This window comes from Allonocardiopsis opalescens (assembly GCF_003002095.1).
Lineage (GTDB): Bacteria > Actinomycetota > Actinomycetes > Streptosporangiales > Streptosporangiaceae > Allonocardiopsis > Allonocardiopsis opalescens.
Window position 1 is genome coordinate 441,345 of record NZ_PVZC01000003.1, and the last position, 21,663, is coordinate 463,007.

At 73.4% G+C, this 21,663-nt stretch carries 18 protein-coding genes; 8 read left to right on the forward strand and 10 right to left on the reverse strand.

Annotation, left to right across the window (positions count from 1 at the left end):
• The first annotated feature begins 951 nt into the window (after positions 1-951).
• Entirely contained in the window at positions 952-2,121 is a 1,170-nt protein-coding gene (locus CLV72_RS12125) for an MFS transporter (RefSeq protein WP_106244759.1), read from the forward strand.
• A gap of 1,051 nt (positions 2,122-3,172) precedes the next feature.
• On the opposite strand, the gene CLV72_RS12130 is transcribed toward CLV72_RS12125, so the two are convergent.
• A complete protein-coding gene (locus tag CLV72_RS12130) occupies positions 3,173-4,021 on the reverse strand; it encodes an NAD(P)H-binding protein (RefSeq protein ID WP_106244762.1) in 849 nt (282 codons plus the stop codon).
• Positions 4,022-4,195: 174 nt separating this feature from the next.
• Here CLV72_RS12130 and CLV72_RS12135 point away from each other — a divergent pair, with 174 nt between their 5' ends.
• Positions 4,196-4,600 (forward strand): transposase, encoded by a 405-nt coding sequence (locus CLV72_RS12135; RefSeq protein ID WP_281262414.1) that lies wholly within the window; start codon positions 4,196-4,198, stop codon positions 4,598-4,600.
• Positions 4,601-5,282: 682 nt separating this feature from the next.
• Here the strand turns inward: CLV72_RS12135 and secA2 are convergent.
• The 4 genes from secA2 to CLV72_RS12155 all read right to left on the reverse strand — a co-directional run bounded on the left by secA2 (position 5,283) and on the right by CLV72_RS12155 (position 9,855).
• Complete coding sequence (gene secA2, locus CLV72_RS12140; RefSeq protein ID WP_106245473.1) at positions 5,283-7,598, reverse strand: accessory Sec system translocase SecA2; 2,316 nt, start codon at positions 7,596-7,598, stop codon at positions 5,283-5,285.
• A 504-nt stretch (positions 7,599-8,102) separates the two neighbouring features.
• Entirely contained in the window at positions 8,103-8,519 is a 417-nt protein-coding gene (locus tag CLV72_RS12145) for a VOC family protein (RefSeq protein ID WP_106244766.1), read from the reverse strand.
• A gap of 40 nt (positions 8,520-8,559) precedes the next feature.
• Positions 8,560-9,018, reverse strand: a complete 459-nt coding sequence (locus CLV72_RS12150; protein WP_211302832.1) for a helix-turn-helix transcriptional regulator — start codon at positions 9,016-9,018, stop codon at positions 8,560-8,562.
• 90 nt (positions 9,019-9,108) lie between these two features.
• Positions 9,109-9,855: a hypothetical protein gene (locus tag CLV72_RS12155; RefSeq protein WP_106244771.1), complete on the reverse strand. Its 747-nt coding sequence runs from the start codon at positions 9,853-9,855 to the stop codon at positions 9,109-9,111.
• A 62-nt stretch (positions 9,856-9,917) separates the two neighbouring features.
• Between CLV72_RS12155 and CLV72_RS12160 the strand changes: the two genes are divergently transcribed.
• Together CLV72_RS12160 and CLV72_RS12165 are read left to right on the forward strand one after the other, a co-directional pair.
• Positions 9,918-10,787 carry an HhH-GPD family protein gene (locus CLV72_RS12160; RefSeq protein ID WP_106244774.1) on the forward strand — a complete coding sequence of 290 codons (870 nt, stop codon included), beginning with the start codon at positions 9,918-9,920 and terminating at the stop codon, positions 10,785-10,787.
• Between the two features lie 415 nt (positions 10,788-11,202).
• Entirely contained in the window at positions 11,203-11,916 is a 714-nt protein-coding gene (locus CLV72_RS12165; protein WP_106244776.1) for an MBL fold metallo-hydrolase, read from the forward strand.
• A 497-nt stretch (positions 11,917-12,413) separates the two neighbouring features.
• Here CLV72_RS12165 and CLV72_RS12170 read toward each other — a convergent pair whose 3' ends face one another.
• The 5 genes from CLV72_RS12170 to CLV72_RS12190 all read right to left on the reverse strand — a co-directional run bounded on the left by CLV72_RS12170 (position 12,414) and on the right by CLV72_RS12190 (position 17,497).
• Entirely contained in the window at positions 12,414-13,670 is a 1,257-nt protein-coding gene (locus CLV72_RS12170) for a cytochrome P450 (protein WP_106244779.1), read from the reverse strand.
• A 654-nt stretch (positions 13,671-14,324) separates the two neighbouring features.
• Positions 14,325-15,845: a glucose-6-phosphate dehydrogenase gene (locus CLV72_RS12175; protein ID WP_281262409.1), complete on the reverse strand. Its 1,521-nt coding sequence runs from the start codon at positions 15,843-15,845 to the stop codon at positions 14,325-14,327.
• 78 nt (positions 15,846-15,923) lie between these two features.
• Entirely contained in the window at positions 15,924-16,175 is a 252-nt protein-coding gene (locus CLV72_RS12180; RefSeq protein ID WP_106244785.1) for a hypothetical protein, read from the reverse strand.
• Positions 16,175-17,017 carry a cytochrome c oxidase assembly protein gene (locus tag CLV72_RS12185; RefSeq protein ID WP_106244787.1) on the reverse strand — a complete coding sequence of 281 codons (843 nt, stop codon included), beginning with the start codon at positions 17,015-17,017 and terminating at the stop codon, positions 16,175-16,177. The genes CLV72_RS12180 and CLV72_RS12185 overlap by 1 nt, the downstream gene beginning before the upstream one ends.
• Before the next feature lie 6 nt (positions 17,018-17,023).
• Positions 17,024-17,497, reverse strand: a complete 474-nt coding sequence (locus CLV72_RS12190) for a DUF2243 domain-containing protein (protein WP_106244790.1) — start codon at positions 17,495-17,497, stop codon at positions 17,024-17,026.
• 83 nt (positions 17,498-17,580) lie between these two features.
• On the opposite strand from CLV72_RS12190, the gene CLV72_RS12195 reads away from it, so the two are divergent.
• The 4 genes from CLV72_RS12195 to CLV72_RS12210 all read left to right on the forward strand — a co-directional run bounded on the left by CLV72_RS12195 (position 17,581) and on the right by CLV72_RS12210 (position 21,631).
• On the forward strand, positions 17,581-18,111 hold the full coding sequence (locus CLV72_RS12195; RefSeq protein WP_106244792.1) for a DUF2231 domain-containing protein: 531 nt from the start codon (positions 17,581-17,583) through the stop codon (positions 18,109-18,111).
• 285 nt (positions 18,112-18,396) lie between these two features.
• The gene (locus tag CLV72_RS12200; protein WP_106244795.1) at positions 18,397-19,302 is read left to right on the forward strand and encodes a manganese catalase; all 906 of its coding nucleotides are present in this window, start codon (positions 18,397-18,399) and stop codon (positions 19,300-19,302) included.
• Positions 19,303-19,352: 50 nt separating this feature from the next.
• Positions 19,353-20,621: an Nramp family divalent metal transporter gene (locus CLV72_RS12205; RefSeq protein WP_245930118.1), complete on the forward strand. Its 1,269-nt coding sequence runs from the start codon at positions 19,353-19,355 to the stop codon at positions 20,619-20,621.
• A gap of 167 nt (positions 20,622-20,788) precedes the next feature.
• The gene (locus tag CLV72_RS12210) at positions 20,789-21,631 is read left to right on the forward strand and encodes an SAM-dependent methyltransferase (protein ID WP_106244797.1); all 843 of its coding nucleotides are present in this window, start codon (positions 20,789-20,791) and stop codon (positions 21,629-21,631) included.
• Positions 21,632-21,663 lie beyond the last annotated feature (32 nt).

Sequence of the window (21,663 nt, forward strand, 5' to 3'; positions counted from 1 at the left end):
GACGGTGACGTGTTCGTCCTGGTGCAGGCCGGCCCGAGCGCGCTCCTGTCGTACATCGATGCTCGCGGCCGCCGTAGCGCCGCTCCGCCCCTGAACCGCGGCGGCCGAGCAGCGGATGCGAGGCGGTACCAGAGCAGCAGATCCATGGCGGACGGTCGGAGGCGGCCGGGAAACGGCCGTGTCCGGGGACCGGTGGCGGCAGGCCGTCGAACCCCTGTGCGCACGGCGCCCGGCCCGGTCCGTTCACCGCAGTAGTGCGACGAGCGGAGCGGAGCCGTCAGGGCGCCATGCCGACGAATCGACGGTCGGACATGCGGCTTGATGCGCGCGACCGCTGCTCGCGGTTGAGTGACCGACGCTGCCCGCGATCGTCCGCGTTCTGATCCGTGTGCCGCATGGAGCAGGCCGAATGAGGCCCACGTACCTTGGTGGCACATCTACGCAGCGATATTCGAAATCCGGCTGAGGGGCTCTGGTCGCGAGTCGGCGACCGGGGAACCGCCGCGTCCACCCGCCTCCGAATCGAACGCGTACGGATCCGTGGACAGGGCGGCGAGTGAAGTGCGGTCCACACGACGACAAGCCGACGAATCGATGACCAGCAAGGCAGACACACGCCGAATCGGCTGATCCGGTACGGCGGCCATGCCGCTTCGTCGCGGCCGTGCACACCACCCGCCCGACAGGAAGCCCATCTCCATTCCGCCCTCGTCTTCCGCACGACACCGCACGCATGGCGGCAACGGACTTGCGAAAGGGCGGCACCAGCCGACCGCTGACGTCGAATCGACACGGTGCCGCCACGCCCGGGCAACCCGGCATCCGCCCGCCGAACGCCCCGCGTACGCGCACGGCGAGCGGCGCGCCATCCGGACGCCGGTCGGCCGCCACCTGCTCCGACGCGGCTAAACCGCTTGCCGGACGCCCGTCCGCACGGAAGGATGCTCCGCCGTGCCCGCCTGGTTGCTCGCGCTCCTGTTCGGAGCCTTCGTCTTCTACACCGACGACTACGTCATCGCCGGCGTGCTGCCCGAGATCGCGGTCGGCCTGGGTGTGAGCGAGGCCGCCGCCGGGCAGCTCGTCACCGTCTTCTCGCTGACGGTCGGCGTGGCCGCGCCCGTGGCCGCCGTCCTGACGGCGCGCTGGCCGCGCCGCCTCGTCTTCGGCATCGCGCTGACCGCCTTCGCCGCCGCCAACGCCATCGCCGCCGCCACCGACTCCTACGCGGTCCTGATGGCGATGCGCGTCCTGGCCGCGCTGGCCGCCGCGATGGCCACCCCGGCCCTGTTCGGCGTCGCCGCCGTCCTGGCCCCCGAACGGAGACGCGGCCGCTACCTGGGCACCGTGTCCCTCGGCGTCACCGGCTCGATCGCGCTGGGCGTGCCCCTGGGCACCTGGATCGGCGGCGCCTGGGGCTGGCGGGCCACTTTCGCGGCGATGGCCGCCGCCGGTGCGCTCGCGCTCATTGCCCTGCTCGCGACGCTGCCCCGCACCCGGCCCGCCCCCGCCGTGCCGCTGCTGGAGCAGGTACGGGTGCTGCTGTCGGCGCCTGTCTTCCTCGGCCTGCTCGCCAACGCCTTCACCATCACGGGCTCGATGATGCTGCTCACCTACCTCGCGCCCTACCTGGCCGACTTCGCCACCGCCGACACCGACGTGCGCGCCGCGATGTTCGCCGCGTCCGGGGTGGCCGGGATGGCCGGAATCTGGCTGGGCGGACTGGCCACCGACCGGTGGGGCGCCGACCGCACCCTCATCGGCGGCATCGGCGCCTTCATGGCGGTGATGGCCGTGTTCACCCTGCTCTGGCCGCTGCGCCCCGTGCCGCTGTGGGTGGTGGCGCCGCTCGCCGTCGTCTGGGCCGGGTCCGCGTTCTGGAACTCCCCGGCCATCCAGGCCCGGCTGCTCACCCTCGCCGGACCCGTCGGTGGCCAGGCCCTGGCGCTCAACACCAGCTTCACCTACATCGGAGTCGCCGTCGGCGGCGCCCTCGGCGGGATCCTCCTCTCGACGGCGTCCGTCGCCGCCCTGCCACCCGTCTCGGCCGTCCTCGGCGGCATCGCCCTGGGCACCTTCCTGCTGGCGTCACTGGCCGCCCGCCGCACCGCCCCGACCGCGTGATGGCCTGCACCGGCACGGGCCGCTGAAGCCGACGCCGCCGGCCGCCGTCGACCGGGAGTCCCGGGGCGGGCTCCGGCCACGCCGGACCGGCGTCAGCGGCCTCCGCTCCCAGGCGCGTGGGACGGTCTTCAGGCCCTCGGGGGACCACCGATCACACCCGCCGGTCGGCGTCGACGGCCCATCGCACCGTTCTGGCGGGTGAGATCGGCGCGTAATCGGCCGCGCCGACGACCGTGGCGCGCAGGACTGTCGGCGGCCGGCGGAGTGCAATGTCCGCCTTGAACGGTGGTGCCGTGGGAGGTTCGCCCGAATCGGCGTCCCCCTGCACTCCGGTGTTCTCAGAGCGCCCTGCTGGAAGGCGACCCGTCCGGGTCCGGGACGGGGGCGGTCCGGAGCCGCAACTCCGGCACGTTTCACCTGCCGGTGCCGCCATCCATGCCGACGATCCGCCAGGGCCCAACCTCGGAATCGACCGCACCCGCCATCCCCGCGTCTCGGGAGGGGCTGCCGGGCACACCATGCCGGAGCGCCGTCGACCGTCCGTCGTGCCGTCCCCGACGAGTTCGATCGGCGCGCCCGTCATGTCGGCGTCCGAGTCGCGCAGGACCCGCGTCCGTGTGCCTGTCCGGACCCGCACGGGCTCACGGTGTTGACGAGCTTCCTCCCGCAGCGCGTGGCCCCTGGCCTCCGATTCCGGACCAGGGACGACCTCGAACCCATGGTGGCGTCGACCACCACCCGGAATCGCTGCTGGAAAGCGGCAGCGTCGCGGTGCGTTCGTACGTCGGTCGGGCGGGGCCGCAGTGGCGGCCGGCCATCGGTCGCCAGGACACCGACGAGCACCGATGCCTCCCGCCGACAGACAACGCCGCCCGTTCAGTCGCCGCTGGTGGGCGCCTTGTGGCACCGTCGGCCGCTCGCGTGGCCGGAAGCCCGCCGTGCCGCTTCGACGGTGTGCTCCAAGCCAAGAGTCCGGCCGAGTCGGCCGGGCCCGTCTCCGACGCCCGATCGGCCGGGCCGCCAGAAGGCGGCCCGGCCGAAGGCGCGCGGGTCAGCTGAAGTCGTCCGCGTGGTCGGCGGCCCACTCGGCCAGCGACCGGGCCGGACGGCCCAGCACTCGGCGGACGTCGTCCGACGGCACCGGCGGCTCCTCGGCGTACTCGGCCTGGTAGCCCAGCACGTACTCGGCGATCTCGGGCGGGAATCCCGCGTTGATATAGGAGGCGCGGGCCTGCCCGTACGTGAGCGCCTCGAAGCGGATCGGTCGGCCCAAGCCCTCCGCGACCGCCGCGGCCTGATCCCGGTGGCTGAGCGCCACCGGCCCGCTGAGCGCGTACGCGCGCCCGGCGTGGCCATCCTCCAGCAGCGCCGCGACCGCCACCTCGGCGATATCGGCCTCGTGCACCGGTGCGCCGAGACCGTCGGGGAAGGCGTTGCGGATCACGCCCTCGGTGCGCACGCTCTCAGCCCACACGTCCAGCTTGTTGACGGCGAACTCGCCGGGCCGCAGATGCGTCCACTCCGCACCCGACGCCTCCACCAGCTGCTCGATCTCATACAGCAGCTCGAAGCTGCCCGGCCGCCCGACCGCCACGGCCAGACCCGACAGCATCACGATCCGCCGCACCCCGGCCCTGATCGCCAGCGCCAGGAAGGACTTGGCGTGCGCGGCCGCGTCCTCCTCGTCCAGCGCGGGCAGGTAGTACATCCGGTCCACCCCGGCCAGCACATCGGCCAGCTCCTCAGGCCGGGTGAGGTCGCCGCGGACCGTCTCCGCCCCGGCGGGAAGACCGGCCCGGGCTGGATCACGCGTCAGCGCGCGCACCGGCCGACCCGCCGACAGCAGGCGGTCGACCACTACGCGGCCGACGGTGCCGGTCGCCCCGGTCACCAGAATCATGGCGTTCTCCTTGTCCTAGTGTCGTCGTGGAGCCGAAACCGGTTTCGAGCGCGCTCACGTTAGCCCAGGCGGCGACGTATTCGCACATGAGCGTATGTCTCGTTTGGTCGGGAGAACGGCCGAAAGGAAACGGTGGATATGGACCGACTCGCGCGCCGAATGGTGCCCGATGAAATGTGGGAAATGGCGCGTGCGCTGATGCCGCCCGCTCCGCGTCGGCCGCAGGGCGGCGGACGGGCCGCGGCGGACGAGCGCCTGGTGCTCACCTCGATCATCTACGTCCTGACCAGCGGGTGCGCGTGGCAGCAGCTACCGCCGCACTTCGGCGTGACCGTGCCGACGGCCCACCGCTGGTACTTGCGCTGGACCCGGGCCGACCTGTGGAACCGGCTGCGCGACGCCGCGGCCGCGCCCGACGCGCCCCCCGGCCTCGCCGAGTGGACGTGCGCCATCGCCGAAGCCGCGGCCACGCGGCTCTACGCGACCCCAACTGAAGCGGCCGACGGCGACCCCGACTGCGCCGACCCGCAGACGCCCCCGAGCGCGGAACCCGACCCCCACGCGCAACCGGCCTCGTGAGCGCAACGACCGACCCCGTCACTGGTGCCGACCCGGCACTGAGAAATTCACCAAACGAGACATAGGCACCAGGACCCACCGGCCCCGAGACCAGCACCCCGAAAAGGCAACGCCGGTCGACCGATCCCCGCCTTACCCCGCCGAAGGCCGCCGCTCTGCCCGGCCGACGTCTGACCCCGAAATCGTCCAGCCCGTGCTGAGGCGCTTCATGGCCAAGTCGCCCTCACACCACCAACCCAAGTCGTCAAGGCGAACCCGCACCATGTGGATATCTCCGCGCGACCACACGGTTATCCACAACCTGTGGACGCCGCAGTGGCGCGCGAACGCCAATCACGACACGCTGTCGCACGTGGCGGTCACGTTGCCGCCTCAACCCGGTTCGCGAGGGAGGGATGGTGAATGCGCGCAGACCATTCCGCTATCACCTCCGACCTGGGGCGCCGTAGGCCGTCGACGCGTGTCGGCGGTGCTTCACGGGAAGCCCGGGTGGCGGCAGTAGCCCTGCCACCATCCGGACCGACGACGAAAAACGATGGCCGCTGGGCGTACTCACGGCAACGTGACCGTCACCCCTGACCGAAAGGACGAGCCACCGCAGCCCAACCCACCCACAACACGACCACAACAGAAAATCGCGCCAGGGCCCACCAAGCGACCCGCGCCACCACCCCGAACCAGCTCACTTCGGCCGGCGCATCGCCCTCTTCATGGTGCTCATGAACCGTTCACCCTCATCGAACTGGTCATCCCGCACCAGATAGGTCCACGTGGCCGTCGGCCGCTTCAACCCAGAAGCCGCCAGGTCCACACCCTCAGGCGTGATCGTGACCGAACGGAAGGTCTCCGCGGCCTGCTCCCGGACCTCCGCAAGGAGATTCAGGAACGGCGGCACGGCGTCCCGGTTGAACTCGTCCAACGGGTTCCGCCGCCCGAGCGCCCGTAGATGGATGCCCTCCCGCAACTCGGTCAGCAGCGCGAAATGCTCGGACCACCGCTGGTCCAAGTGGTAGAGCACGATCTGCCTCGCCGCTGCCGCCAAGACCTCGGCGCCCACCTCGCCGAGCAATTCGGCATGCCTTTCAGAGCACCGCTCCGCCAACTCCTTGTCGGCCAGGTCAGAATGCAGAACCTTGTTCCGATACTCGAGTACCGTCGAACGCTGGACCTCGACCAACTTGTTGTACCGCCAGGTATTGCGGTGCAACTCCAGCAGCTCGCCCTCGGCGACCCGCTGGGCGTGGTTCATCGACCACTTCCCGCCGGCATCCTCGATCCGGCCCGTTTTCGGATCGGCGCTCGGAACCGCGGTGTCCGAGGCGTGCCGGACGATCACATCGTCTTCGAAGCTCGTGAAGAAGACCGAACCGCCGGGGTCCCCCTGTCGTCCGGCGCGGCCGCGCAGCTGGTCGTCCAAACGGCTGCTCGAATAGCGGCCGGTGCCGATGACATACAGGCCGCCGATCTCGGCGACACGGTCGTGATCTTGGGCGTCCCGGCCGCCGAGACGAATGTCGGTGCCGCGGCCGGCCATCTGGGTCGAGACCGTAATGGCGCCCTCCCGGCCGGCTTCGGCGATGATGGCGGCTTCCTCCGCATCGTTCTTCGCGTTCAGGACCGAGCACTCCAGACCGGCACGGCGCAGGCGGCGGGCCAGCCGCTCGGATTCGGCGACGTCGAGGGTACCGATCAGAATGGGGCGGCCCTCGCCGTGAACGGAGGAGATGTGCGCGACCAGAGCGTCCTCTTTGTCGTCGCGGGTCACGTAGAGCCGGTCCGGCTCGTCCTTGCGGATGCAGGGAACGTTCGGCGGGACGACCGCCACTTCCAGTTCGTAGAACTCGCGGAGCTGCTCGGCGACGGCCACCGCCGTGCCGGTCATACCGCAGACGGTGGGGTAGCGGCGGACCAGTGCCTGGATCGTCGTTGTGTCGAGCACCTCGCCGCTCTCACTGGTGACGAGTCCCTCCTTGGCCTCGACCGCTGCATGCAGGCCGTCGGGCCAGCGCTGCAAGGTCGCCACACGGCCGCGGTTGTCGTCGATCAACTGGATCCGGCCGTCGCGCACGATGTAGTCGACGTCCCGCTCGACGAGTGCGTGGGCGTAAAGGGCGAGATTGACGGCGGTGAGCGTGGCCATGTGCTCCACGCCGTAGAGGTCGATGCCGCCCAGTGCCGCTTCGACGCGGTCGATTCCCGCGTTGGTGAGATGGGCGGCGCGGGCGTCCTCCTCGATTTCGTAGTGGACACCGCGGCCCAGCCCTTTGACCAGTTCCGCCAGGGCCGGGTCGGCGGCACTCTGCTCGATCGCGCCGGCCAGCACCAGCGGTACCCGTGCCTCGTCCACGAGCACGGAGTCGGCCTCGTCCACGATCAGGACGTCGGGCTCCGGCACCACCAGTTCGGACTCTTCGTAGGCGAGGCGGTCGCGCAGTACGTCGAAGCCGAGTTCGCTGACGGCGCCGTAGCAGACGTCGCAGGCGTAGGCGGCCCGGCGCTCGTCGGCCGTGGAGTCCTGGCCGATCCAGCCGACCGAGACGCCGAGCAGGTCGTACACCGGCCGCATCCATTCGGCGTCGCGGCGTGCCAGGTAGTCGTTGACCGATGCGATGTGGACGCGTCGTCCCCGTATGGCGTAGCCCGCGGAAGTGAGCGCTCCCACGAGCGTCTTGCCCTCGCCCGTGGCCATCTCGATCACGTTGCCGGAGAGCATCGCCATCATGCCGAGCAGCTGTACGTCGAAAGGCCGCTCGTCGAGTGCGCGTCTGGCGGCTTCGCGGGCCAGGGCGCTGAACTCGACCAGCTTGTCGGTGGGAAACCTGTCGGCGCCGGCCACGGATTCGTCTGCGCGGAGTTCAGTGACGGAGGCGGTCAGTTCTTCGTCCGGCAGTTCGCGCACCGTCGGCTCGCGGTCACCGACCTGGCCGAGCAGCCGCCGGTACGGACCGAGGTCAACTGTTCCCGGCCGCCCGATGAGGCGCCTGAACCACTCACCCATCCGTCCGCCAACCGTGCCCATACCGACTCCTGTCTCGCCGCCTGGCACCACATCGGACAACTCGGCGCGGTGCACCAGGGTTCCCCGCGGAGGACGGCTACTACTGGGCAAGCCGAGCCCGCCGGGCTATCCGCCACCATAAGTGAGCCGACGCCGCCGACTCTTCGCCGGGCCGCGCGATCCCGTGCGGTGCAGCGGTCTGCGGTCGTCGACCGTGTCGGGCGAAGCAGGCCGGCACGGGTGCGTGCGGGGCGAGAACGATATTCCGAGTCGCCATGGCGACCGACCCGGTTCGGGCGGTGGGACGAGGGCGGCCCGCTGCGAGACGTTTCTCCGCAGGTCACCGCCGAGGCGACGGTACGGCGTCGGACGGCCGGGACCGCGTGCCGGGCGGCATCGGAAGGCGGCCGCTCCCGAGCGCGATCGCCTGGGGCTCGGCGCGCCGGTCTGCTCGGACGGGCCGCTCCAACGGAGGCGGGCCCGGGTGAGGGCAGCCGGGTCTGTCTAGTCGGCGGTCTGCTGCGTCAGGCTGAACCAGTTGCCGGAGTCGTCGCGGAACACCGCCTCGATGCCGTATGGGCGTTCGGCCGGCTCCTGGACGAAGGTCACGCCGCGGGAGGCGAGTTCGGCGTAGGTGGCGCGGCAGTCGCCGGTGGACATCACTCCGGCGCCCAGCACCCCCTTGGCGATCAGTGCCCGCAGCCGCTCGGCCGATTCCGGGTCGAGCATGGGCGGGCTCGCCTCGCTCAGCACGATGCGCAGTTCGGGCTGGTCGGGTGCCGACACGGTCAGCCAGCGCGGCCCATCCGGCCCGAGCCTGACGTCGTCGTGGAGGGTGAGGCCCAGCTTCTTCGTGTAGAAGTCCAGGGCGGAGTCCTGGTCCAGCACCCACACCTGGGTGTGGGACATCCCCGTGATCATCTTCGCTCCCTGTGGTGCGATCGGCTTCGACGCGGCGACGCTACCGGCGCGGCCGCGGCGCGGGCTTCTCCTGCGTTGCGGTTCCAGGGCCGGTGGCGAAGCCGTTGGCCCACATCAACACGTAGCAGCCGGGGACGGGAGCCGGCCGGCCCGACCGCCGCCGGTATTGCGAGGGCGAGATGCCGACCACCGCCTTGAAGCGTGCGCTGAAGGTGCCGACGCTGCTGAAACCGACGAGGTGGCAGACCTCGGTGACGGTGAGGTTGGCGGCGCCCAGCAGTTCGCGGGCCCGCTCGATCCGGCGCCTGGACAGGTACCGCCCAGGGGTTTCGCCGTACGCGGCGGAGAAGCCGCGCAGGAAGTGGTAGCGGGAGTAGCCGGCCTCGGCCGCCACCTCGGTGAGGTCGATCTCCTCGGTGTAATGGCGGTCGATGTAGTCCTTGGCCATCCGGACCCGCGTCAGTGGGACGACGGTGGTCCTGCTCGGTGCGCTGCTCACGTCCACAGGGTGCCGGTGGCCGGTGACATCGGCCGGACGTGAACCTCCGGGGCGGCCCCGGCCGGACGGATCCGTGCGGCCGGGAGGTGATCAGCGCAGGTGGAACACGTAGCGGTCCTCGGGCGCGGTGGCGGCGTAGTCGCCGTACAGCCGCACCACGTAGGTGCCGGGCTGAGCGGTGATCGCGGCGTCGCGGCAGTCCGTGAACGACCGCATGCGGTCCCAGTCGATCCGCTCGGTGTGGGGCACGCCGCGCTGGAGCTCCTGCGGGTCGGTGCCTTGCTCGGCGCAGTCGAGGTTGGACCAGATCCGGTCCGAACCGGAGGTGACGCGGACCTCGAGCTGCTCGGGGGCGACGTCGAAGGTGCACATGACGTCGGAGGTGTTCACCACCGTCACCTCGAACCGGGGCTCCTGCCCGGCCGCGTAGACTTCGCGGTCGATGTCGAAGGTGACGACGACGTTCTCCGGCGCGCAGGGCGCGCCGGCCTGCTGCCCGGTGTTGGCGGCGGGCTGGGCGTCATCGGCCGGGACGCCGCTCGCGCCGGGGGCGGGGGTGCCCGACGGCGACTCCGAGGGCTGCGGCGACGGACTCGCCCCGGAGCCCGGATCGAGCGGGACCGACTGCTCGGGCGTCGGACTGGGGGAGGCCGACGCGGCCGCCGGTCCGGGGTCGCCGGCACCGGTGTCGTCGCCCGGGCCGGCCAGGGCCGAGCACGCCCACGCGACCAGTGCGATGATGCCGAAGACTCCGGCCAGTACGAAAACCCTGCGCCGCCAGTAGGTTTCCGGGGGTACCGGCCCGGAGCGTGGACGATCATACGTATCCGGCTCCATATCCGCAGTATCCCGATTCACGGTCCCCGATCCCACCCGACCCGCCGCGCCGACGATGGACGATGACAACAAACCCTTACGCCGCACCGATTGTCGACTGGTACGCCACCCATCAGCGGGACCTCCCCTGGCGGAGACCCGACGCGGGCCCCTGGGCGGTCCTGGTCAGCGAGATCATGCTCCAGCAGACCCCGGTCGCCCGCGTGCTGCCCGTCTACCACGAGTGGCTGGCCCGATGGCCCAGCCCTGCCGACCTGGCCAAAGAGCCCGCGGGCGAAGCGGTCCGGATGTGGGGGCGGCTCGGCTACCCGCGCCGGGCGCTGAACCTGCACCGCATCGCCCAGGCCGTGGTCGAGCGGCACGGCGGCCGGGTGCCCGACGACCACGGCCGGCTACTGGAACTTCCCGGGGTCGGCTCCTACACCGCCGCGGCGGTGGCCAGCTTCGCGTTCGGCGGACGCCACTCCGTGCTGGACACGAACGTGCGGCGGGTGCTGGCGCGGCTGGTCAGCGGTGAGGAGTTCCCGCCGAAGGCCACCACCTCGGCGGAGCGGCGCCTCGCCGACTCCCTGCTCCCCGATGAGGACGCCCCAACCTGGGGCGTGGCCGTGATGGAACTCGGCGCGCTGGTGTGCACGGCACGGTCGCCCCGGTGCGCGGACTGCCCCGTGGCGGAGCGGTGCGCCTGGCGGCTGGCCGGCAAGCCCGGCTACGACGGGCCGCCCCGGCGCGGCCAGCGCTATGCCGGGACCGACCGCCAGTGCCGGGGCCGCTTGTTGGCCGTGCTCCGGAACGCCGACGGACCGGTCCCCAAGGCGGCGCTGGACGCCGTGTGGGACGAACCGGTGCAGCGCGAGCGGGCGCTGGACGCGCTGATCGCCGACGGTCTGGTCGACCCCCTCGATGACGGTGGCTACGCGCTTCCCGGCTAGCGGGCGCTGGTCCGGAGGGCGCTGCTCCTACCGGACCGGCCGGACGCCGAGCCGGTCGGCCCGTGCCCTGAGTCGGCGGTTCCGAGGCGGGTCGAGTCGGACGGAGCCCGGCCGTCCATGCCTTTGCCGTGGTCAGCGGCTGCGCACGGTCGGCGGCCGTGCGGAGGGCGGGCGCAAGGTCACCGTCCGTCCGGGGCCGCTGATGCGGCGGAGGGCCGTCGCCGGAGACGGCGCTCGCCGAAGAGCCTGGGGCGTCGGTCGGTACCGGAGATGGGCATGGCGTTCTCCGTGGTGGGGGTCGGCGACCTTCGCCGCGCCTCCGCGCGTGCTCGCCGGCGCCGCAGGAGGAGCGCGCGCTCTCTGCTGTGCGCGAAAGCCGTGGGCGCGTCTTCGCCGGTTCGCCTAGCTTGCCGATATGAGCACCGAGAGTGACGTCGAGGTCGTCGAGCTGCTGCCCCACCTGCACATGCTCAGGTTCATGGTGGGCCAGGCGTACGTGTGGCGCGACGGGGCGTCGCTGACCCTGATCGACGCCGGGCCGGTCGGCGCCGGCCCGGGGATCGCGCGGGCGCTGCGCGAGCTGGGGCACGGTCCGGAGGACGTCGATCGCGTGGTGGTGACCCATTTCCACGAGGACCACACCGGCTCGCTGGCCGAGGTGGCGGCGTGGGCCGGCGCGGTCGTGGTCGCGCACCGCGCCGACGCTCCGTTCGTCCGGGGCGAGCTGGCCGGTCCCGCGCCGGACTTCGCCGACTGGGAGCGGGAGCTGCGCGCGACCATCCCGGTCACACCGCCGTCGCCGCCCGCCAGGGTGGACCACGAGGTGGACGACGGCGACGTGCTGGACTTCGGCGGCGGCGCCCAGGTGGTGGCGGTTCCCGGCCACACCGACGGCAGCATCGCGCTGTACCTGCCCGAGCCGCGGGTGCTGTTCACCGGCGACACGGCGGCGAACCCGGGCGGGCAGACGATGCTGGGCGTGTTCAACCTGGACCGTGAGCGCACGGCGGCCTCGTTCCTGCGCCTGGCCGGACTGGACGCCGAGATCGCGTGCTTCGGCCATGGCGACCCCATCCTGTCCGGCGCCTCCGCCGCGCTCCGTGCGGCCGCGACCCGACTGGGGTCCTGAGCGGACGCGCGGCGCCGCCTTGGAGGCGAGTGCGGCGGGTGTCCCGCTCGATCCGGGCCGCCGGACCGGTTCGCGCGCCCGTCGCCCGGGCGGCTCCGTTCTTCCCGCCTCTTGGCCCGGCGGCCGGCGGCATGCCCGGCCTCCGGCGCCGTCGCCCGGTCTGAGGGGGCCGCTCTCGGCGACCGGGACGTTCGGCGTCGCGGACGGTCGCGGCGGGCCGCTCCGGCCCGGGCCGCCGACGCGCTCCGCCCGAGTGAGACGGGGATCGAGCTGGAGGCCGTCAGCAAGAGGACATGTCCCCCGCACCGACGTGGACCCGGTCCACGAGGCCGTCTGCGGCTCGCGCCTGCTTCGTGCCGGGAACGCGGCCGCGATCGACCGGAGGGCCGGCCCCGGCCCGGGCTGCGCTGCAGAATTCACCTCGGCCCAAGCGTCGCCGGGAGCCGGTCCCCGGGAACCCCGGTCGGGGATGGCCGGGCGTCCCGGAAGGTGACCGCTCAGCCGGGTGCGCGGACGTCCGCGAGCACCATGCCGCTGAGCGGGCGGGACGGGATGCGGTGGAGCGGGATGGCGAGGTTCTGCTCGGGCACCCGGTAGTCGAGCCGGGCCAGCCGGATCGCCAGGGTGCGGAGCACCGCCACGGTGATGTCCTCACCCGGGCAGCGGTGCCCGGCGCCGGGGTCACCGCCGCCCTGGGGGATCAGCGTGAACGGGTCGATCCCGCCGTCGGCGAACCGCTGCGGGCGGAAGGCGTAGGGGCGGTCCCACAGCGCGGGGTCGTGGTTCTGCCCGTACACGTCGAGCAGGACGGTCGCGCCGGCCGGGATGTGCTCGCCCTGCCAGTCCAGGTCGCGCACGGCCCGCCCGCCCACGAAGGGCGCGAACGGGTAGAAGCGGCGGATCTCGTGCGCGAAGGCGGTGGCGAACCCGCCATCGCCGTCGCGCAGCCTTGCGCGGTGCTCGGGCCAGCGGTGCAGGGCGTGCGCGGCGTAGGCGACGAACCAGCTCACCGCGACGGTGGGCCGCAGCAGGTTGAGCAGTTCCACCCCGGCCGTGTGCGTGTCGAGCGCCTCACCGTCGACGCCGTGGTGCCGGAGCACCGCGTCGGCCGGCGAGTCGGCCGGTGCCTTCGCCGCGCCGCGCCGCACCTCGGCGACGAAGGCGGCCGTCCGCCGCTCCTGCCGGGTGCGGGTGCGCCGCGCCCGCCAGTGCCGGGGCCCGGGGGTTGCGAAGCCGTCCACCATGGCCACCAGGTCCTGCGCGGTGCCGTCCAGGTCGGCCGGGTCGAGCGGCACCCCGGTCCAGTCGTACACGGCGGCGGTCAGCACCCGTGCCGCCTCGTCGAAGAGGACGATCCGCGGTTGCTCGGCCCACTCCTGGACGGCCCTGTCCCAGGCGGAGGCGGCGCCGTCGGCGAGGGCGGTGACCCTGTCCGCGGTCATCAGCGAGGTGAACAGCGACTTGCGGACGCGGTGCGCCGCCCCGTCGAGGTCGTGCACGGCACCGTGGCCGAACAGGGTGCTCTGCACCGGTTCCGGGATCGCGCCGTGCCGCCGGACGTGCGCCTCGTCGTAGAAGAAGCGGGCGGCCTCCGGGCCGCGCAGCGCAACCGTGGGACGGGCGAGCAGCCGTGTGCGCACCATGGCGCCCTGGGCGCGGCGCCGCCGGTCCGGCAGCCAGGCGTACCCCTTCACCAGCAGCGGGACGGTGTCGTCGGTGAATCGGCTCGGGTTCAGCGCGTCGCTCAGGGGCATGGCGCCTCCCCTGCCCGGCCCGCAGGGACGGAAACCGGTCCGTGAGCCGGGCGGGAGGCAAGGGGCTCGGTGGCCGACGGCGTGGCGGCCTCTCCCGCGCTCGGGCACCGAGGTCGGCCGTGCGGGTCGGGTCGCCGGTGGTTCGCGGTATGGTCCGCACGATCCTGGTGGGCCCCGGGCTCCCAGGCGGTGGGACAGCGGACGAGGCGACCGGCCGTGCGGTGCTCTGCGCGACCGGCGCGTCTCGGGTGGACGGCCTGCGTCGCCTGACCTGAGCCCTTGAGGTCGCAGAGCCGGTCGGGCGAGGTCGCGTGGCACTGGCGGATGATCCACCTGGCCCAAGGACTCGAAAGCGTGAGTCGCGGGTGTTCGCGGCGCCGTGGATCCGTGTCGAGACCGCGCTGCGACGGTGGCGGGGGCGAGGAGCGGGCGGAGCGCCGGCGGCGCTCGTCGCAGGACCGCGCGACCGGAGCCGACGACGGGCGGGGCGGGTGCGGCCCGGACGGTCACCGGTGCTCCGGTCCGCTCGTCCGCGCCGCCCGTGCGCCCGACCCGCTCGCCCGCCCGACCCGTCCGCCGTCCGGCCGCGGCGTCCGGGTCCGGACCTTGGACGCAGCCCGTGCGCCCGGGCACCGGATCGAGCGCCGCCGAAGCTCAGGCGGTGTTCGGCCCCTGGGAGCCCGCCGGGTACTCGAGCAGCGGAGCGGCGCCGTCCTGCCAGGCGGCGAGGATGGGTTCGACGATGCGCCAGCTCTCCTCGGCCTCGTCGTCGCGGATGGTGAGGCTCGGGTCGCCCTCCAGGACGTCGAGCAGCAGCCGGGAGTAGGCGGGCAGCTCCTGGGGGGCGAGGTCGGCGCCGAGTTCGGCGGTCTCGAGGTCGAAGGGGTCGCCTTCGCCGTTGAGGTTCACCAGCAGGTCGATGCGGTCGGGGGCGAGCCGCAGCCGCAGCACGTTGGCGACGGCCTGCTGGGACTGGCCGAAGGCGAGGTGCGGCACGGGCTTGAAGTGCACGCTGATCTCGCTGCGGGCGGTGCCCAGGGCCTTGCCGGAGCGGAGCCGGAACGGCACCCCGGCCCAGCGCCAGTTGTCGATCGCGAGGGTGACCTCGGCGAAGGTCTCCGTGCCGTTGGCCGGGTCGACCCCCGGCTCGGCGGTGTAGTCGGGGACCGGGCGGCCGCGCGAGGTGCCCGCGGTGTAGCGGGCCCGTACGGTGCGCCGCGCCGCCTCCTCCGGGGTCATGCCGCGCACCGACCGCAGCAGCTGCACCTTGCGGTCGCGCAGGTCGCGCTCGCCGAGGGTCTGCGGGGGCTCCATCGCCACCAGGCACAGCAGCTGGAGCAGGTGGTTCTGGATCATGTCGCGCAGTGCGCCGGAGCGGTCGTAGTAGCCGGCCCGGCCCTCCAGGGCGAGGGTCTCGTCCCACACGATGTCGACCCGGTCGATGTGGACGGAGTTCCACATCGGCTCGAAGATCCGGTTGGCGAAGCGCAGCCCCAGCACGTTCTGCACGGTCTGCTTGGCCAGGAAGTGGTCGACCCGGAACACGCCGGGCTCGGCGACGACCTCGGCGAGCAACTCGTTGAGGTGGCGCGCGGACGCCTGGTCCTGCCCGAACGGCTTCTCCACCACGACGCGGGCGTCCGCGGGCAGCCCGGCCTTGGCCAGCGCCGAGATGGCCGGGGCGAACAGGGCGGGCGGCAGCGCCAGGTAGGCGATGACGGGGCCGGTGGCGTCGGTCAGCGCTTCGGTCAGGTCGCCGGCGTCGGTCACGTCCGCGCTCAGGTACTCGCAGCGGCCGATCAGCGCGCCGGCGACGCCGTCGGGGAGGTCGGCGGCGTGCTCGGCGAGGGAGGACCGGACGTGTTCGCGGAACGACGCGGTGTCGAGCGGTTCCCGGCTGATGCCCCGGACGCGCAGGTCGTCGGGGAGCGCGTCGGCGGCCAGCAGCCGGGCGAGCGCGGGCAGCAGGTAGCGTCCGGCCAGGTCGCCGGCGGCGCCGCAGATGATGAGGGTCGTCACGGGGCGGTCTCCTCCGCGGGTGGTTGCGGGTCCGCAGCCATCATCCCGCCTCCGGCGGCGCCGGGAGCACGGAGCCCGCAAGGGCGGGCGCCTGCCCTCCCGACCGCCCGTGCCGCCGCGCCTGGGACACGCGCCCGCCGGGGCCGTCGGCCGCACGTCCGGCGCCCCCGGGGTGGACGGCCCCGCACAGGAGCGCCACCCCGTCCGGCCCGGTGCGGGTACCGGAGCCGCCGCTCAGCCGCCGAACCCGGCCAGGGCCGTGTCCAGCCGGGCGGCCAGGGCCGCGATCTGGTCGTCGGAGCTCTCCGGCGCCGCCCCCTGGGCGCGCAGGTCGGCCTGGGTGGCGACCACCAGGGCCCCCTCCGCGGACTCCGCCGCCGAATCCCCGCCGACCACGGCCGCCGCGCCCCGCCGCACCACCAGTGCCGCACCGGGGTCTGGGGCCGCCAGCAGTTCGCGGACGTGCCGTGACTGGATGATCGCCATCACTGCCTCCCTCGCCGTATCGCTTCGCGTGTGGGCCGCCTGGTACCGGCGCGTCCCGCCCGCCGGTACCAGGCGGCGAACAGGGCGACCGCCAGGAGCAGCCCGGCGAGGTCGCCCCCGTAGTACATGAGTTCCGCCGCCGCCCTGACCTGGTCGGGCGGGTGCGGGGAGCCGTGGGGCCGCAGATCGGCGTACATCGTCTTGGCGAGCACGGAGTGCGCGGCCGCGGCGGCGAGCAGCGCCGCCAGGCGGACGGCCGTCCCGGGCCGGCGCGGCGCCGGGTCGGGCCCGGCGACCGACCAGGTGAACAGGTACCCGGCGGCGAAGACGTGCAGCAGCACGGCCGCGTGCAGCGGCGGGTGGGCGTGTGCCGCCGCGTACAGCGGCGTCAGGTACAGCAGGTACATGCCGCCGGTGCTGAGCACCAGTGCGGTCGCCGGGTGGCCGAGCAGGTGGACCGGCCGGGAGCGCAGCACGCCGGCGACCGCCCCGCGGGTCCGCACCGGCAGGCTCCGCAGTGCCAGGGTGGCCGGCGCGGCCGCGACCAGCGCGAGCGGCGCGAGCATCCCGACCAGCAGGTGCTGGAGCACGTGTCCGCGCAGGTCGCGGTGGGCCCATTCCGCCATGGGCGGGAGCAGTGCCGCCGCTAGCAGGGCGGTGCCGAGCAGCCACAGCGCGCAGCGGCGGCCGCTCCACCCGCGGGGCGTCCAGCGCTGGGCGGCGGCCGCCGCCAGGTAGGCGACGGCGGCGGCGAGCAGCAGCAGGAGCAGCGGCGCCGACGGGTCGACCGGCCAGCCGCCGGCCGGCCCGTGTCCGCCGTGCGGTGCGGGAGCGGTGGGCACGGCGCCCTAGTCCGGCCCGGCCCGGCCCCCGCGCCGGGCCGCCAGCGCGAGCACGGTCCCCGCCGCGAGGAGCGCGGCGCCGGCCAGGTTCCACGCCAGGTCGTAGGGGAGCAGGTCGACGCCGTAGCGGATCTGGTGCAGGCCGAGCAGTTTGTGGTTGACCAGGCCGTCGAAGAGCTGGAAGGCGCCCGCGCCGAGCAGCAGGCCGGCCCAGGCCGGCAGCGGGGCCACCGCTCGGCGGCGACGCAGGTCGGCGAGCAGGAAGAGGCCCGCTACCACCGCGATCAGCTCTGCGGCGTGCAGCAGGCCGTCGGCCAGCAGGCCGATGCGGGGGGTGGCGCGGTCGTAGAAGTGGTGCCAGGCCAGCAGCTGGTGGAAGACGATCTCGTCGACCGCGGCGGTGATCCCGGCGCCGACCAGCGCCGCGGCGCCGAGCGTGCGGGTGGCGGGCCGGGGAGGGGCGGGCGTGGCGTGGGGCACGCGGGCCCGGCTACCCGTCTGCGGTCCTGCCAACCGGCCGCCGGGACCGTTTGCCCGATGGGCCGCCGGGTACCCGGCGGCCCATGGCACTGATACGGCGGCTGCTGGGTGCGGTGGAGGAGCAGGACCGGGTCGACGGGCCGGCGCGGGCCGTCCAGGGCGCGGTCCAGGAGGCGCGGAGGGGGCCGGCGGGGGTCCGGGTGGCGGAGGTGCTGCGCGGGTCGTGGCTGGGCCATCCGGCCCACCCGCTGCTCGTCCAACTCCCGATCGGGGCGTGGCTGTCCGCCGCCGTCCTCGACATGGTCCCCGGCGGGCAGGACGCCGCCCGGCGCCTGGTGGGCGTCGGGCTGCTGGCCGCGCCGGCGGCGGCCGCGGCGGGACTCGCGGAGACGAGCGACCTGGATGTGCGGCAGCGCCGGGTGGCCGCGGTGCACGCGCTGGCCAACGGCACCGCCGTGCTGTGCTATCTCGGCTCCTACGCGTGCCGCCGCGCGGGGCGGGCGCGGGCCGGGCGCGGCCTGGCGCTGCTCGGCCTCACCGCGGTGGCGGCGGGCGGCGCGCTCGGTGGCCACCTGGCCTACTCGCAGGGCGCGGGTGTGCACCGCTGGAAGTAGCCCGCGCCCGGACTCCGGCGGACGGCCGGCGCACCGGAAGAAGCGCCGGCCGCGCCGTTGCGCCGCACCCACCAGGAACTCCGTGAATTTCTGCCGCTCCGGTGTTACTTCCGTCGCCACCGCGGGGTAGGCGTGGCGCGCAGGCGAGGCGCGGACACGTCCGGACGACCCGACGGTAATTGACGGGTCCGCCCGGCGGTTCGCCTTGACGCCCCTCGGTTCGCATCTCCTGTACCGATCGTCCCGTACCAGGTCGGCCCGGCCGACCGGAAATGAGTCATGCCCATGTTCCGTCACACGAAGAAATTGCAGTTCGAAGCCAAGCCGGAAAAGCCGGATGCCGTATTCGCGATGAAACTGCAGGAATTGATCGGCGGTGCCTTCGGTGAGATGACCGTCACCATGCAGTACCTCTTCCAGGGCTGGAACTGCCGGATGGAGGGCAAGTACAAGGACCTCATCATGGACGTGGCCACCGAGGAGATCGGGCACGTCGAGATGCTCGCCACCATGGTGGCGCGGCTGCTGGAGGGCGCGCCCGCCGACGTCACCGCCAAGGCGGCCAAGGACCCGGTGACGGCCGCGATCCTCGGCGGGATGAACCCGCAGCACGCGATCGTCGGCGGCGGCGGAGCGCTGGCCGCCGACAGCGCAGGCACCCCGTGGAACGGCAAGTACATCGTCGCCAGCGGCAACCTGATGGCCGACTTCCGCGCCAACGTCGCGGCCGAGGCGCAGGGGCGCCTGCAGACCGCGCGGCTGTACAACATGACCGACGACCCCGGGGTCAAGGCCATGCTCAAGTTCAACCTGGCGCGCGACACCGTCCACCAGAACATGTGGCTGGCCGCCATCGAGCAGCTGCAGGAGGACGGGCTGGAGGGGCCGGTCGCGCCCACCGCCCTGTTCGACGAGGAGAACCAGGAGCACGCCAACACGATCTGGGGCCTGTCGGACGGGACGGCCGCGCCCGAGGGCAGGTGGGCGTCGGGTCCGGCCCCCGACGGGATGCACGAGTTCCGCTACCTGGACGACCCGCAGCCCCTCGGCGGACCCGCGTCCGCACCGCCGCCCGACCCGGCGCTGTACGGCACCTACGCGCCGCCCGGCGGACAGGGCTCGGTGAAGGGCGCGAAGGCGGCCACCAAGCCGCAGAGCATGGGCGACAGGATCAAGGACGCCCTGGAGTAGGGGCGGGCTGACGCGGTGGACGTGCTCGATCGACCGGCCGGGGAGTGACGGTGCTGCAGGAGAACACGGGGGTACGGGAGGGGCGCCCGGCCGGGACCGGGCGCCCCGCGCTGTCGCGGTCGAGCACGCTGACCCTGCTCGTCGGGCCGGCGTTCGTGGCGGCGATCGCCTATGTCGACCCGGGCAACGTGGCCACCAACGCGTCGGCGGGCGCGCGCTTCGGCTACCTGCTCGTCTGGGTGATCGTCGCCGCCAACGCGGTGGCGATGCTGGTGCAGTACCTGTCCGCCAAGCTCAGCATCGCCACCCGCAGGACCCTGCCCGAGCTGTGCCGCGAGCGCTGTCCGCGGCCGGTGGCGCGGGGGCTGTGGCTGCAGGCGGAGGTGGTGGCCGTGGCCACCGACCTGGCCGAGCTCATCGGCGGCGCCGCCGCGCTGCAGCTGCTCTTCGGTGTCCCGCTCGTCGTGGGCGGAGTGATCACCGGCGCGGTGTCGTGGGCGGTGCTGCTGCTCCAGCAGTACCGCGGCCAGCGGGCATTCGAGGCGGTCGTGGCCGGGATGCTCGGCGTCATCGCGGTGGGCTTCGCCTACAGCGCGGTCGCGGCCCGCCCGGAGCTGGAGCCGTTCACCGCCGGCCTGGTGCCCAGGCTCGAAGGGCTGGACAGCCTGCTGCTGGCGGTGGGCATCCTCGGCGCCACCGTCATGCCGCACGCCGTCTACATGCACGGCGCCCTGGTGCTGGACCGCTACGGCCGCGGCCCGGCCGACGGCGCGCGGCGGCAGCGGCTGCTGGCGGCCACCCGGGTGGACGTCGGGGTGGCGATGGTGCTGGCCGGGCTGGTGAACCTGGCCATGCTGACGGTGGCGGCGGCCGTGCTCGACCCCGCCGACGGGGAGTCGCTCGCCGCCGTCCACGGCGGCCTCGGGGAGGCGCTGGGGGCCGGGGCGGCGCTGCTGTTCGCGCTGGCGCTGCTCGCCTCCGGCTTCGCCTCCACCGCCGTCGGCACCTACGCGGGCTCGGTGATCATGGACGGCTTCCTGCGGCGCCGTGTACCGCTCGCGGTCCGGCGGCTGGTCACCCTGGTGCCGGCGCTGGCGGTGCTGGCCGCGGGCGTGGAGCCGGGGCAGGCGCTGATCCTGTCGCAGGTGGTGCTCAGCTTCGGCATTCCCTTCGCACTGTGGCCGCTGGTGCTGTTCACCCGCGACCGGCGGCTGATGGGCCCGCTGGTCAACCGGCCCGCCACGACGGTCGCCGCGGTGCTGGCGGCGGCGGCGATCACGGGCCTGAACGCGGCGCTGGTCCTGGGCGAGCTGCTGTGAGGCGCCGAGCGGGCCCGGGCGCTTCGAGACCGGTTGTCCCATGGTGGGGGATCGTGGTGCGGATCGCGCCGATCCGTCTGCGGATGGGGCGCTTCGCCGCCTAGAATCCCGGTACCGTCCCGGATTCCGTCCGGGGAGCCTTGCCAAGGAATCGGAGTCGCCCGGCCATGTCCGACGAGTTCCCGGTAGAGATCAAGACCGATCAGCCCACCGTGGCCCGGATCTACGACTACGGGATGGGGGGCAAGGACAACTACGCCGTCGACCGCCAGGCCGCGCTGGAGCTCTCCAAGATCACGCCGGAGATGCTGGACGTGGCGCGGGAGAACCGCCGCTTCCTGTACCGCGCGGTGCGCCACATCGCCCGTGAGAGCGGCGTCCGCCAGTTCATCGACATGGGCAGCGGCCTGCCGACCGCGCACAATGTGCACCAGGTCGCGCAGCAGTTCCAGCCGGACGCCTCCGTCGTCTACGTCGACATCGACCCGATCGTGCTGGCGCACGGCCGCGCCCTGCTGGCCGACAACGACAACACGATCGTCATCACCGCCGACATGGCCGACTCCGCCGACATCCTCGCCAACCCCGACCTGCGCGACCTGATCGACTTCGAGCAGCCGGTCGGCGTGCTCTACTTCTCGGTGCTGCACTGCCTGCCCGACGACGCCGATCCCAAGTCGGCGCTGTGGCTCATGCTCGACACCATCCCGTCGGGCAGCTTCCTCGCGCTGTCGCACCTGGTCAGCGAGGACGTCGCGGCGGGCGACGCGTTCACCGAGGGCATGCTGGCGCTCGGCCCCTGGGGGCGGGTGCGCCGCCCCTCGGAGGTGGCCGACTTCGTCGCGGGCCTAGAGCCGGTGGAGCCGGGCCTGGTGGACGTGGCCGACTGGCGGCCGGACCCCGACCAGCCCGAGCTGGACCCGGTGCCGCCGCCGCTGGAGCCGTACCTGGGCAGGTCCGCGGCCGGCAAGTCCGTGTGGGAGCTGGGCGGCGTGTTCCGCAAGCCCTGAGCACCGCGCGATCTCTCCGGCGCCCCCGCCCG

Coding starts and splice junctions, on each gene's coding strand:
- CLV72_RS12130 (WP_106244762.1), bottom strand. CDS start 4,021: ATGATTCTGGTGACCGGGGCGACCGGCACCGTCGGCCGCGTAGTGGTC.
- CLV72_RS12135 (WP_281262414.1), top strand. CDS start 4,196: ATGTGGGAAATGGCGCGTGCGCTGATGCCGCCCGCTCCGCGTCGGCCG.
- secA2 (WP_106245473.1), bottom strand. CDS start 7,598: ATGGGTGAGTGGTTCAGGCGCCTCATCGGGCGGCCGGGAACAGTTGAC.
- CLV72_RS12145 (WP_106244766.1), bottom strand. CDS start 8,519: ATGATCACGGGGATGTCCCACACCCAGGTGTGGGTGCTGGACCAGGAC.
- CLV72_RS12155 (WP_106244771.1), bottom strand. CDS start 9,855: ATGGAGCCGGATACGTATGATCGTCCACGCTCCGGGCCGGTACCCCCG.
- CLV72_RS12160 (WP_106244774.1), top strand. CDS start 9,918: ATGACAACAAACCCTTACGCCGCACCGATTGTCGACTGGTACGCCACC.
- CLV72_RS12165 (WP_106244776.1), top strand. CDS start 11,203: ATGAGCACCGAGAGTGACGTCGAGGTCGTCGAGCTGCTGCCCCACCTG.
- CLV72_RS12170 (WP_106244779.1), bottom strand. CDS start 13,670: ATGCCCCTGAGCGACGCGCTGAACCCGAGCCGATTCACCGACGACACC.
- CLV72_RS12180 (WP_106244785.1), bottom strand. CDS start 16,175: ATGGCGATCATCCAGTCACGGCACGTCCGCGAACTGCTGGCGGCCCCA.
- CLV72_RS12195 (WP_106244792.1), top strand. CDS start 17,581: ATGGCACTGATACGGCGGCTGCTGGGTGCGGTGGAGGAGCAGGACCGG.
- CLV72_RS12200 (WP_106244795.1), top strand. CDS start 18,397: ATGTTCCGTCACACGAAGAAATTGCAGTTCGAAGCCAAGCCGGAAAAG.
- CLV72_RS12210 (WP_106244797.1), top strand. CDS start 20,789: ATGTCCGACGAGTTCCCGGTAGAGATCAAGACCGATCAGCCCACCGTG.